The organism is Paracoccus methylovorus, assembly GCF_016919705.1.
GTDB lineage: Bacteria > Pseudomonadota > Alphaproteobacteria > Rhodobacterales > Rhodobacteraceae > Paracoccus > Paracoccus methylovorus.
The window spans coordinates 979,677-992,028 of the sequence record NZ_CP070371.1 but is presented as its reverse complement, the minus strand read 5'-3'; the positions used below and the strand labels follow the sequence as shown (position 1 = coordinate 992,028).

Sequence of the window (12,352 nt, the reverse complement as noted above, 5' to 3'; positions counted from 1 at the left end):
CATGTTAAGGCTATCTCGCTTCTCGATCCATTCGGCAGGAACGCGGACGCCATGCAGGCGTTGATTGCATAGCCGGATGGGAAGGCTATCGCGGGTTTGGTCTCGCTATGCGGTATCTGCTGATCCTAGAACCTCAACATGTCAGGCCGATGGGAAATGAATGCGTGGCCATCACGCGATGCATTGGGCCGCAGATCTCCGCATATTTATCCCAAGCGTTTAGCCAAGCTGATTGGTCCTTGGCATAGTGCGATCCGGTAAAACTCTGCCCTGCCTGCAAACCAAAGCACGTCATAGGAATTTCGGTGCGGCTCCGTGATCTGACCCCTCAATATCGCTCTTGCCCATAGCGCTGCACGGGGTCGGAAGGCACCCAAACGACAGGCTTATCTTGTCCTGCGGCACGGTAGATTTCGCAGCATCCAGCGCAAGAAATCATCGACGTGAACGACATCCAGTATCGGATGGCGCGGATTTAACTTGACAGTTCTGTGACAGATATGTGAGCATTTGCCCATCGCATTGGCAAATGATGATATGCAGGGGAGGAAATCGAATGACCATGATGCTGCGCGGCCTGATGGGGGCCTGCGCCATAACGGCGCTGGCCGCGCCCGCAATGGCCGAGACGCTGACCATCGCCACCGTGAACAACGGCGACATGATCCGCATGCAAAAGATGACCAAGCCGTTCACCGACGCGAACCCGGACATCGTGCTGGAATGGGTCACTCTGGAAGAAAACGTGCTGCGCCAGCGTGTTACCACCGATATCGCCACTAAAGGCGGCCAATATGACATTGTGACGGTCGGCAACTACGAGGTGCCAATCTGGGCGAAACAGGGCTGGCTGCTGGCGCTTGAGGACATGGGCGAGGATTACGACGCCGACGACATCCTGCCTCCGATCGCGGACGGGCTGTCGCTGGACGGCAAGCTTTACGCCGCGCCCTTCTATGGCGAATCCGCGATGATCATGTATCGCACGGATCTGATGGAAAAAGCCGGTCTGGAAATGCCCGAGCGCCCGACCTGGGACTTTGTCTTCGATGCGGCGCGCAAGATGACCGACAAATCGGCCGAGGTGTATGGAATCTGCCTGCGCGGCAAAGCTGGCTGGGGCGAAAACATGGCCTTCCTGACCTCGATGGGTCACAGTTATGGCGCGCCTTGGTTCGACACCGAATGGAAGCCGCAGTTTGCGAGCGAGCAGTGGAAAAAGGCGCTGACCGATTACGTCACCATCATGAACGAAGCCGGCCCGCCCGGTGCCTCGTCCAATGGTTTCAACGAGAACCTCGCCCTGTTCCAGACCGGCAAATGCGGCATGTGGATCGACGCCACCGTGGCGGCAAGCTTTGTATCCAATCCCAAGGATTCCACCGTGGCCGACAAGGTCGGCTATGCTTTGGCCCCCGAGGGCGAGAAGCCGCAAATGTGGTTGTGGGCCTGGACGCTGGCCGTCCCGTCTTCGACCGACGCGCCGGAGGCTGCCAAGAAGTTCGTCGCTTGGGCGACCTCGAAAGCCTATACCGAGCAGGTAGCGGCCGCCGAGGGCTGGGCGAACGTTCCTCCGGGCACCCGCACCTCGCTTTACGAGAACCAGGAATATCTGGATGCGGCGCCCTTCGCCAAGCCGACGCTGGACAGCATCATGGCGGCGGACCTCAAGAACCCGACCAGTGTGGAAGTGCCCTATATCGGCACGCAATGGGTGGGCATCCCCGAGTTCCAGGCGCTTGGCACCACCGTCGGCCAGCAGTTCTCGGCCGCGCTGGCCGGGCAGGCGAGCGTCGATCAGGCGTTGCAGATGGCCCAGCAGATCGCCGAGCGCGAGATGACCAAGGCGGGCTATCCGAAATAACGGGCGGTTTGCCTGTAACCCGGTCCTGAACCGGGCAGGGGGCGGCCCGCCCGGCCCCTGCCGAAATCCGACCCCTTATCGCTCGCGTGGGGAGGCGCGCCGATGGCTACCCGACATCAGAAAACACTGGCGCGCCTGATGGTCGCGCCCTCGGTCCTGCTGCTGCTGGGCTGGATGGTCGTGCCGCTGGCCATGACCCTGTGGTTCAGCTTCCAAAGCTTCAACCTGCTTTCGCCGGGCATGGAGCAATTCATCGGCTGGACCAACTATAAGTATTTCCTGTCCGATCCCGCTTTCTGGACCGCGATGCAGAATACGCTGCTGCTGGTCGGCGGGGTGCTGGTCATCACCGTAGGCGGCGGCGTCCTGCTGGCGCTGCTGCTGGATCAGCCGATGTTCGGGCAGGGTCTGGTGCGCATCCTGATGATTGCGCCCTTCTTCATCATGCCGACAGTTTCGGCACTGGTGTGGAAGAACATGTTCATGAACCCGGTGAACGGGCTTTTCGCCTGGCTCGCCAAGTCAGTGGGGGCGCAGCCCATCGACTTTCTTGCGCAATATCCGCTGATGTCGATCATCGTGATCGTCGCATGGCAATGGCTGCCCTTTGCCACGCTGATCCTGCTGACCGCCCTGCAATCGCTGGACAGCGAGCAGATGGAGGCGGCCGAGATGGACGGCGCGGGGGCGTGGGCCAAGTTCACCCACCTGATCCTGCCGCACATGTCGCGCGCCATTACCGTGGTGATCCTGATCGAGACGATCTTCCTGCTTTCGGTCTTTGCCGAGATCCTCGTCACCACCAACGGAGGCCCCGGCTATCAGTCTACCAACCTGACCTTTCTGGTCTATAGCCAGGCGCTTTTGCAGTTCGATGTGGGGGGCGCATCCGCCGGGGGCATCATTGCCGTCATCCTTGCCAATATCGTCGCGATCTTCCTGATGCGGATGATCGGCAAGACGCTGGAGTAAGAACCATGGCCCGCAAAACTTCCAATGCCCGCCGCTGGGGCTTTACGATCCTGGCCTGGGGCGTGGCGCTGCTGATCTTTTTCCCGATCCTGTGGACGATCCTGACCAGCTTCAAATCCGAGGCCGACGCCATCGCCAGCCCGCCGAAGTTCCTGTTCTTCGACTGGACGACCGAGAATTATACCGAGGTGCGGGCGCGCTCGCCCTATTTCCGGCATTTCATGAACTCGGTCATCATCTCGGTCGGCTCGACGCTTTTGGGTCTGCTGATCGCCATTCCGGCCGCATGGTCGATGGCCTTCCAGCCGGCCAGGCGGACCAAGGACCTGCTGATGTGGATGCTGTCCACCAAGATGATGCCGGCAGCGGGCGTGCTGATCCCGATGTATCTGCTGTTTCGCGACTGGGGCCTGCTGGACACGCGGATCGGCATCACCGTGGTGCTGATGTTCATCAACCTGCCGATCATCACCTGGATGCTTTATACCTATTTCCGCGAGATCCCTTCGGAAATACTTGAGGCCGCGCGGATGGACGGGGCAACGCTGAGCAGCGAAATCATCCATGTGCTGACGCCGATGGCGGTGCCCGGCATCGCATCGACCTTGCTGCTGAACGTCATCCTGGCCTGGAACGAAGCGTTCTGGACGCTGAACCTGACCACCTCGAAGGCGGCGCCGCTGACGACGTTCATTGCCAGCTTTTCCAGTCCCGAAGGGCTTTTCTACGCAAAACTTTCGGCGGCGAGCACCATGGCCATCGCCCCGATCCTGATCCTTGGCTGGTTCAGCCAAAAGCAACTCGTGCGCGGCCTGACCTTTGGCGCGGTGAAATAAGGGGGGAACGATGGGTAGCATCACGCTTCAACAGGTCCGCAAAAGCTTCGGCGACATCGAGGTCATCCCGGGCGTCGATCTGGAGATCAAGGACGGGGAATTCGTCGTCTTCGTCGGCCCCTCGGGCTGCGGAAAATCCACGCTTTTGCGCCTGATTGCGGGGCTTGAGGACGTGACCTCGGGCCGGATCCTGATCGACGGTCAGGACGTGACGCAGGCCGCACCGGCAAAGCGTAAGCTGGCCATGGTGTTCCAGTCCTATGCGCTTTACCCGCATATGTCCGTCAGAAAGAACATCGCCTTTCCGTTGAAGATGGCGGGGATGGCGGCGGATGAGCAAGACCGGCGCGTCAAGCATGCGGCCGGGATCCTGAACCTGACGGATTATCTGGATCGCCGCCCGGGCCAGTTGTCGGGCGGCCAGCGCCAGCGGGTCGCCATCGGGCGGGCCATCGTGCGCGAGCCTTCTGCGTTTCTGTTCGATGAGCCGCTGTCGAACCTCGACGCGGCGCTGCGGGTGAACATGCGGGTCGAGATTTCCGAACTGCACAAGAAACTGACGACCACCATGGTCTATGTGACACATGATCAGGTCGAGGCGATGACCATGGCTGACAAGATCGTCGTTCTGCGCGCCGGCCGGGTCGAGCAGGTGGGCAGCCCGCTGGAGCTTTACCGCACACCGCAGAACCGTTTTGTCGCGGGTTTCATCGGCAGTCCGAACATGAACTTCATCGAGGGCGAGGCCGCAGCCCGGTTGGGCGCCCATGCTATCGGCGTGCGCCCCGAACATTTCGCCATGTCCACGACCGAGGGCCAGTTCGCCGGCACGGTGGGCGTGGCCGAGCATCTGGGCTCGGACACCTTCCTGCATGTCGATCTGGATGGGGGGCCCCATATCGTTGCGCGCGGGGCGGGCGAGTTCCCGGTCCATCACGGTGATCGCATCTATCTGACCCCGCAGGAGGGCCGGGTATATCGCTTTGACCAACAAGGGCTGGCGCTTTAGAGCACCGCGCTTTTCGCATTTCAGAACCGGGATGACTTCGGATGGACAGGCTTTCCAATCAGACCCTTGACCGCATCGCCCAGCCGGTGCCGGGTTATGACCGGCACGGTTTGCGCGCCGGTATCGTGCATTTCGGCGTCGGCAACTTCTTTCGCGCCCATCAGGCGGCCTATCTGGACCGGCTGATGAACATGGGGCTGGCGGATGATTTCGCCATCATCGGCGCCGGCGTGATGTCCGGGGATGCGCGCATGCGCGAGACATTGGCCGCGCAGGATTATCTTTACACGCTGGTCGAGCAATCGGCCGAAAGTTCGGATGCCCGCGTGCTGGGTCCCATTGTGGATTATATCGCACCGGGCGATCATCTGCGCATCATCGCCACGCTTGCCGATCCCGCGATCCGCATCGTGGCGCTGACCATTACCGAAGGCGGCTATTTCATCGATGCCGCCACGGGGCATTTCGATCCGACCCATCCCGCCATCGCAGCCGATGCGCAAAACCCAGCCGTGCCGCAAACCGTCTTTGGCCTGATCGTTGCCGGGCTTGCTGCGCGCCGGGCGGCAGGGCACGCGCCCTTTACCGTCATGTGTTGCGACAATATCCCGCATAACGGCAACGTCACCCGCGAGGCGGTGGTCGGGACTGCGCGGCTCAGCAATCCCGGGCTTGCTGACTGGATTGCCGCCCATGTCGCCTTTCCGAATGCCATGGTGGACCGGATCACGCCCGCCACCTCGGATCGCGAGCGGCAGATGGTGCGCGAGGATTTCGGCATCAACGACGAGGCTCCGGTCTTTTGCGAGGATTTCATCCAATGGGTGCTTGAGGACAATTTTCCTGCCGGCCGCCCGCCATTGGAGCGGGCCGGAGTCGAATTCGTCGAGGATGTGACCCCATGGGAGCTGATGAAGATCCGCATCCTGAACGGCGGACATGCGGTAATCGCCTATCCTGCGGGGTTGCTCGATATCCATTTCGTGCATGAGGCGATGCAGGATGCGCAGGTCCGCGCCTTTCTGGAAAAGATCGAGGCGGATGAGATCATCCCTGCCGTGCCCCCGGTGCCCGGCACCGACCTGCACGCCTATTTTGCCAAGGTGGCCGAGCGTTGCGCCAATCCCAAGATCGGCGACACCGTGCGCCGGCTTTGCCTTGACGGCTCGAACCGGCAGCCGAAATTCATCGTGCCGACCATCGCGCACCGATTGGAACGTGGCCTGTCGGTCGAGGGGCTGGCGCTGGAATCGGCGCTGTGGTGCCGTTACTGCGAAGGCCACAGCGACAGTGGCACGGTGATTGCGCCCAACGACCCGAACTGGGATCTGCTGACCGGCCGGGCGCAGGCTGCGAAAACTGATCCCTCCGCCTGGCTGGGCATGGCCGAGATCTATGGCGCGACAGGCACCGATCCGCGTCTGGCCCAGCCGTTCGCCCGCTGGCTGGCGATGCTGTGGGACAAGGGCACACGCGCCACGCTTGACGCCTATCTGAAGGGCTAGGGGTGGCGCGGGGGCTGATCTTTGATTGCGACGGGGTGCTGGTCGATTCCGAGCCCCTGGCCGCGGTCGAGATCGAAGCGCTGATGCAAAGGCTGGGCGCACCGATCACCCGCGACCGCATTTACGACGAGTTTCTGGGCCGCTCGTTCACGACCATCATCGACGCCGCACAGCGCCATGGCGTCGACCTGCAACCGGCCCTGCCAAGCTATGCCGAAGCTCTGGCGCTGCGTCTGCGCCGCGAATTGCGCCCGGTGCCCGGTATGGTCGAGGCTTTGGCGGAACTGTCGGGGCCGCGCGCGGTGGCGTCCTCCAGCGCACCGGATCGGCTGCGCCTGTCCTTGTCGCTGACCGGGCTCGCGCCGCTTTTCGGGCCGCATGTCTATTCCGCGACGCAGGTTGCGCGCGGAAAGCCCGAACCAGACCTGTTCCTGTTCGCCGCCCGGCATCTGGGCATCGCCCCCGCCGACTGCGTGGTGATCGAGGACAGCCCTGCCGGTCTGCGTGCCGCGCGCGCAGCGGGGATGCGCGTGATCGGTTTTCTGGGCGGCAGCCATGCCGCGCCCGCGCATCTGGCCCAGAAGTTGGCGGCGCTGTCCCCCGACGCGCTGATTGACCACGCGCGGGATTTGCCCAAGACTCTGGCCGGACTGGGCTAGGTAAGGGGAATCGGCGTGCTGATCGGGGCCGTGGATGTGGGCTCGGCCCGTGCTCGGGCAGGGCTGTTTACCCTTGATGGCCGGCTGATCGCCCGTGCCAGTCGCGGTTTCGCCACCATTTCCGGGCCTGACCGGCAGTCCATGCACGAATTCGCTGAGATCTGGCAGGCGGTGGCCGAGGCTTTGGCCGAGGCGCGGCGTCAGGCCGGCGCCAGCCCCGCACAACTTCGCGCCCTGTCCTTTGACGCCACCTGTTCGCTGGTGGTCGATGCGCCGGGTTTTACGCCCGACGTGATCGCTTGGCATGATCATCGTGCCATTGCCGAGGCCGCCGAGCTAAGCCGCATCCCGCATGAGGTCGTGGCGCGGGCAGGGGGCTCGGTTTCCCCCGAGATGCAGACGCCGAAACTGATGTGGCTTCGCCGCCATCGCCCCGAGATCTGGGCGGTTCTGGCAGGGGTGCGCGATCTTTGCGATCATCTGGCCTTTCGCGCCACCGGGATCGAGGCGCGTTCGCTTTGCGCGGCGGCGGCAAAATGGGCCTATCTGCCCGACCGGGGCGGCTGGCAGGATGATTTGCTGGTGCAGGCCGGTATCGCGGATTTCCCCCGCCCGGAGCCGGTGCTGCCGCCCGGCACGCAGATCGGCCGGCTTTCGCAGCAGGGAGCAGCCGAACTGGGGCTTGAGCGCGAGACGCTGGTTGCCGCGGGTCTGATCGACGCCTTTGCCGGCGCGCTTGGTGCGGCACCCGGTATACCGGCGCTGATCGCCGGGACCTCGAACTGCGTCATGGCGGGCGGGCTGGCCCCGCGCGCGGCCCTGTGGGGACCCTATCCCGGTGCGATCCTGCCCGGCGAAAGCGTCAGCGAGGGCGGCCAGTCCGCGACGGGCGCATTGCTTGAGCAGGTGCGCGGGCTTTACCCGAACCCGGCCACGCATGATGAAATCCTCGCGCGAATCGCCGCCAACCCCGAACCGGCCCCGGACCTGCATGTCCTGCCCGATATCAAGGGCAGTCGTACACCCTTTGCCGATCCGTTGTTGCGCGGTGCGGTTCATGGCCTGTCGCTGGAGCGCAGCCCCGATGCGCTGGATGCGCTTTATTGGCGCGCGGCGGTGGGGATTGCGCTGGGAACGCGGCAGGTCGTGGCGCATATGGGGCTGGTGCCCGCCGCGCTTGCCATGGCCGGGGGGCAGGCGCGCTCGGTCCTGCTGCGCCAGCTTTATGCCGATGCGACCGGTATCGAAATTCACTGGCAGCCCGAGGACGCAGTGTTGCGCGGCACCGCCATCGCGGCGGCCTCGCCTTTGGTCGGCGGGATCGGCGAGGCACGCGCGCGTTTCGCCAGACCGATCCAGATCACCCGCCCCGATCCGGCCGCAGGCACGCGACGCGAGCGGGACTGGCGCATCTATCTGCGCATGCAACAGCAGCGGGCCGAGATCGCCGCCATGTAAGGGTCAATCCGCCAGCAGCGCGGCCCCCGTCGCGGCATCGGTGATCAGGCCGCTGATCAGCCCGCCCCGTAGCGCACCGCGGATCGCCGGCACCTTCTCGATGCCATGGGCGGCACCGATGACAAGCGTGGTTTCGCGCGGAGGGATCGGGGCCGAGGCCACACGGTCATTGCTTAGCCCGGATACCAATGTGCCCTCTACGTCATAGGCCCAGCCGGTGATCTCGCCCACCGCGCCGGCCGCGACCAGTGCCTCGACATCCGGTTGCGACAGAAATCCGTCAAGCATCAGCGGTGCGCGCTCGCCCACCGTGCCGATGCCGACAAAGGCCACGGCAGCCTCGGTGGACATACGGATCAGCCGCTCGATGCTGGGCTGGCTGTTGAAGGCCTGCCGCTCGCGGACGCTGGGCGCGATGACCGGCAGGGGCAGGGGAAAGCTGCGCGCGCTGACCAGATCGGACAGTGTGAACAACACGTTGTAATAGGCTGTCGACCCGTCCGGCGCGATATTGCCGGTCAGTGACACGATGCGGTGCTGCGGGCAGTCGACATGCGGCAATTGCGCGACGGCGCTGCGCAAGGTGCGGCCAGTCCCGATGGCCAGGGTCATCGGATCGGGCCGGCGCAGCCACTGCTCGATCACATCGGCCAGCATCAACGCCACGCCGGCCTCGGGGGCATCCGAAGGGGCGATCTGGCAGAAATCCAGCCGCCATTTCCGCTGCAGGCCGGCCGCAAGGTCCATGCAATGCGCAAAGGGGTGATCGATGCGGATCTTGACGATGCCTTCGGCCATGGCCTGCGCGACAAGACGCTGCGCGGTCTGGCGCGAGATACCCATGATCCCCGCGATTTCGTCCTGGGTCTTGCCCGCGACATGGGAAAGCCACGCTGCCTTGGCCGCCTGTTCCAGTTTTCGGCCCTGGTTCGACATGGGATGTGGCTTTCCGTCTTTCGCGCTTGAACTGATCGCTGTGCTTGCCTCCCGTGTCTAGCTTGCCGGCAATCCTGCTGTCCAGCACCGGGTTGGGCATCGACGCCGCTAGTGCGAACGGTCTGCCGGCTGTATGTGACTGCGTCAAAAGCGCGCAGTCTAAAATGTGACCTTCGTATTCATGTTTGATTCGCCTATGCAGGCGCTGTCATGTCGGCTTGGGCGTTCCAGCCGCCGATATGCCGTAGCAAGCCATGTCGCCAGCCTCCTCATTGACACCCGCGCGCCGCATCGCCGGTCGCACTTTCCCGTCGGGGAAACTGAAGGATGTGCCTACATGGACGCTGACAACAAGATCAAACCCTTTCCCCGGATGGCCCCCGTCCTGACCGGGCTGGCCGCGGGCCTGTCCCTGCAAGCAGGCGTCGCCCTGGCGCAATCGGCGGCCCCCGGCGCGGTCATTATCCTGGATGAGATCGAGGTCCGCGCCGATACCACCGCAAGACGCTTTGAGGTGACGCCCGGCGCGGCGACACTGATCGACCGCAGCGAGGCGCAGGGACAGGCCGCGCCGACGCTGGCCGATACGCTGTCGCAGGTGCCCGGCGTCGTGGTGCAGGAATTCTTTGGCGGCAACGACCAGCCGCGCATCCAGATCCGTGGCTCGGGCCTGCAACAGAACCCGGCGGAACGCGGCCTTCTCGTGTTGCAGGACGGGATGCCGGTGAATCGCGCCGACGGGTCTTATGTGGTTGGCCTTGCTGCGCCCGGACAGGCGGAAAGTATCGAGGTGTTCCGGGGTGCCTCCGCCAACCGCATCGGCGCGAACGTGTTGGGCGGAGCGATCAACTTTGCGTCGCCCTCGGGGGCGTCGGCGCCGGGCACGCGGCTCTCGTTCGGTGGCGGCAGTTTCGGGCGGGGCGAGGTTGCGGGCAGCTATGGCATCGACACCGAGAATGCCGATGTCCTGCTGCGCTTTGAGCATACGCAAAAGGACGGCTATCGCGATTACAACAGCTCGCGCCGGACGGCGATCGGCGGCAATGTCACGCTGCAGACGGGCGAGGCGGTAACGCGGCTGTTTCTAAGCCACACCGATCTGGAATTCGACGTGGCCGGGCCGCTGACCTGGGATGCGATCCAGAACAACCCCGAAAGCAACCACTCGGGCCCTGTGATCGTCGGGGGCGTGCCGGTCGGGCCGGGACCGAACGTATGGCGCGACCAGCCGCGACGCGACACGCGCCAGACGCTGGCCGGCGCCCGCACGACGCTGGAGCGCGGCGCGGACATCTATGACCTTGGCGTAAGCCTGTCGCATACCAAGGACACATTCGCCTTCCCGATCTCTGCGGGCTTCCGTGACACCGACAGCACCGACGCGACGGTCACCGCCCGCTACAGCCGTATGGGCGAGGGCGATCTGCCTTTGTTCGAGACCGGTCTGACGTGGTCCTTTGGCGAGGCTGACCGCGACTATTTCCACAATCTGGGCGGAGAGCGCGGTCCGGCCTTTGGCAGGAACCGGCTGAAGGCCGATACCCTGTCGATCTTTGCCGGGGCAAATCTGCCGGTGGGCGGTTTTACCCTGTCGCCCTCGATCGCGTTCAACCATGCCAATCGGGAAAGCGAGGACCGCTGGGGCGCGGCGACCCGGCCCACGGTGGCCTATCACCCGATGTTCCCCGATATGCGCCTGCCTGACGGCGCGGTGCCGGCGGGCTCGACCAGCTACGATCGCAGCTATAGCGGCTTCACGCCCGCGCTGGCGCTGTCCTGGGCCCCGGCCGAGGGGCAATTCGCCTGGGTCTCGCTGTCGCGCGGGTTCGAGCCGCCGACCCATGACGACCTGCTGGGCACGGTGGGCGGCACGCCGAACAGTGGGCCGGGCCGGCCGAACCCCGCCGATCCGACCGTCCCGGCGGCCATGTTCGCTACACCCGATCTGAAGGCGCAGACCTCGACCACGCTGGAACTGGGCTGGCGCGGGACATGGCAGCCACTGTCATGGGACGCGACCGCCTATCATTCGCGGCTGAACAACGAACTCCTGTCCCTGCGCGATGTGACCGGCGCCACGCTGGCCTCGGTCAACGCCGGGCGCACGCTCCATACCGGGGTCGAGCTTGGCCTGTCGGGCGAGTTGACTGAGACGCTGTCGGGGCGGCTGGCATGGACATGGCAGGATTTCCGCTTTGACAACGACCCGGTGCGTGGCGACAACCGCATCGCCGGCGCCCCCCGCAACGTGATCTCGCTTGCGCTGGACTGGCGCCCGGTCGAGCGCCTGACCATCAGCGGCAAGCTGCATTGGGTGCCGGGAGAGACGCCGGTGGACAACATGAACACGGTCTTCAACGAGTCTTATGCACTGGTCGATCTGGGGGCCGAATATGCGCTGACCCCGAACGCCTCGGTCCATGTTCAGGTCACCAACCTGACGGATGAACGCTATGCAGCCTCGACGCTGGTCGTGGATCAGGCTTCGGCCGGGCAGGCGGCCTTTATCCCGGGAGAGGGGCGGGCCTTCTATCTGGGCACCCGGCTGCGGTTCTGATGACGGGGCCGCACTTGCCCGAACCGTGCCGTCTGGCTTGTCATTTGCCGTGACGGCGGGCCGGGCGGTCACTATCCCGGCGTGCGCCATTGACCATCTGGCGCGCGCCATGCTTTTTTTGCGGGCGGATCAAGGAAGCCGTGTTCATGCGACTGACCAGCTTTTCAGACTATGCCCTGCGCCTGCTGATCTATGCGGCGCGGCATCCCGACCGGCTGGTGACCATCGAAGAGGCGGCGGCGGCCTATGATATCTCGCGCAGCCATCTGACCAAGGTGGCCAACGTGCTGACGCGGGCGGGGTTTCTGAATTCGGTTCGCGGGCGCTCGGGCGGGCTGGAACTGGGGCGCGACCCGGTTTCGTTGCCCTTGGGCGAAGTGCTGCGCGTGACCGAGCCGGACATGGCCGCGGCCGAATGTTTCGGCCCCGAGGAAATCCGCGATCCCAACCGCCCCGGCGCGCTGGACGCGGCGATCAGGGACGCGCTTGGCGCGTTTTTGCAAGTGATGGACCACCGCACGCTGGCCGACCTGCTGGCAGATGGACAGGAGTAGGC

General features: G+C 64.4%; 10 protein-coding genes. 9 read left to right on the top strand and 1 reads right to left on the bottom strand.

Annotated features, from left to right (window positions below; translation table 11 throughout):
• Positions 1 to 556 precede the first annotated feature (556 nt).
• The 7 genes from JWJ88_RS18140 (at position 557) to JWJ88_RS18110 (ending at position 8,303) form a co-directional block, all read left to right on the top strand.
• Positions 557 to 1,864 carry an ABC transporter substrate-binding protein gene (locus JWJ88_RS18140; protein WP_205295838.1) on the top strand — a complete coding sequence of 436 codons (1,308 nt, stop codon included), beginning with the start codon at positions 557 to 559 and terminating at the stop codon, positions 1,862 to 1,864.
• 102 nt (positions 1,865 to 1,966) lie between these two features.
• Entirely contained in the window at positions 1,967 to 2,836 is an 870-nt protein-coding gene (locus JWJ88_RS18135) for a carbohydrate ABC transporter permease (protein ID WP_205295837.1), read from the top strand.
• Between the two features lie 5 nt (positions 2,837 to 2,841).
• Entirely contained in the window at positions 2,842 to 3,672 is an 831-nt protein-coding gene (locus JWJ88_RS18130; RefSeq protein ID WP_205295836.1) for a carbohydrate ABC transporter permease, read from the top strand.
• 10 nt (positions 3,673 to 3,682) lie between these two features.
• Entirely contained in the window at positions 3,683 to 4,681 is a 999-nt protein-coding gene (locus JWJ88_RS18125) for an ABC transporter ATP-binding protein (protein ID WP_205295835.1), read from the top strand.
• A 41-nt stretch (positions 4,682 to 4,722) separates the two neighbouring features.
• The gene (locus JWJ88_RS18120; protein ID WP_205295834.1) at positions 4,723 to 6,186 is read left to right on the top strand and encodes a mannitol dehydrogenase family protein; all 1,464 of its coding nucleotides are present in this window, start codon (positions 4,723 to 4,725) and stop codon (positions 6,184 to 6,186) included.
• 2 nt (positions 6,187 to 6,188) lie between these two features.
• Positions 6,189 to 6,845 carry an HAD family hydrolase gene (locus tag JWJ88_RS18115; protein WP_205295833.1) on the top strand — a complete coding sequence of 219 codons (657 nt, stop codon included), beginning with the start codon at positions 6,189 to 6,191 and terminating at the stop codon, positions 6,843 to 6,845.
• Between the two features lie 15 nt (positions 6,846 to 6,860).
• Positions 6,861 to 8,303 (top strand): FGGY-family carbohydrate kinase, encoded by a 1,443-nt coding sequence (locus tag JWJ88_RS18110; protein ID WP_205295832.1) that lies wholly within the window; start codon positions 6,861 to 6,863, stop codon positions 8,301 to 8,303.
• A 3-nt stretch (positions 8,304 to 8,306) separates the two neighbouring features.
• On the opposite strand, the gene JWJ88_RS18105 is transcribed toward JWJ88_RS18110, so the two are convergent.
• The gene (locus JWJ88_RS18105; RefSeq protein WP_205295831.1) at positions 8,307 to 9,239 is read right to left on the bottom strand and encodes a sugar-binding transcriptional regulator; all 933 of its coding nucleotides are present in this window, start codon (positions 9,237 to 9,239) and stop codon (positions 8,307 to 8,309) included.
• Between the two features lie 337 nt (positions 9,240 to 9,576).
• Between JWJ88_RS18105 and JWJ88_RS18100 the strand changes: the two genes are divergently transcribed.
• Both JWJ88_RS18100 and JWJ88_RS18095 read left to right on the top strand, forming a co-directional pair.
• A complete protein-coding gene (locus JWJ88_RS18100) occupies positions 9,577 to 11,796 on the top strand; it encodes a TonB-dependent receptor family protein (protein ID WP_205295830.1) in 2,220 nt (739 codons plus the stop codon).
• 146 nt (positions 11,797 to 11,942) lie between these two features.
• The gene (locus JWJ88_RS18095; protein WP_205295829.1) at positions 11,943 to 12,350 is read left to right on the top strand and encodes an RrF2 family transcriptional regulator; all 408 of its coding nucleotides are present in this window, start codon (positions 11,943 to 11,945) and stop codon (positions 12,348 to 12,350) included.
• Positions 12,351 to 12,352: the final 2 nt, after the last annotated feature.

What these genes read in the sequence shown, in the direction of transcription:
- JWJ88_RS18100 (WP_205295830.1), top strand. Translation starts at nt 9,577, where the DNA reads ATGGACGCTGACAACAAGATCAAACCCTTTCCCCGGATGGCCCCCGTC.
- JWJ88_RS18125 (WP_205295835.1), top strand. Translation starts at nt 3,683, where the DNA reads ATGGGTAGCATCACGCTTCAACAGGTCCGCAAAAGCTTCGGCGACATC.
- JWJ88_RS18130 (WP_205295836.1), top strand. Translation starts at nt 2,842, where the DNA reads ATGGCCCGCAAAACTTCCAATGCCCGCCGCTGGGGCTTTACGATCCTG.
- JWJ88_RS18120 (WP_205295834.1), top strand. Translation starts at nt 4,723, where the DNA reads ATGGACAGGCTTTCCAATCAGACCCTTGACCGCATCGCCCAGCCGGTG.
- JWJ88_RS18140 (WP_205295838.1), top strand. Translation starts at nt 557, where the DNA reads ATGACCATGATGCTGCGCGGCCTGATGGGGGCCTGCGCCATAACGGCG.
- JWJ88_RS18095 (WP_205295829.1), top strand. Translation starts at nt 11,943, where the DNA reads ATGCGACTGACCAGCTTTTCAGACTATGCCCTGCGCCTGCTGATCTAT.
- JWJ88_RS18105 (WP_205295831.1), bottom strand. Translation starts at nt 9,239, where the DNA reads ATGTCGAACCAGGGCCGAAAACTGGAACAGGCGGCCAAGGCAGCGTGG.
- JWJ88_RS18135 (WP_205295837.1), top strand. Translation starts at nt 1,967, where the DNA reads ATGGCTACCCGACATCAGAAAACACTGGCGCGCCTGATGGTCGCGCCC.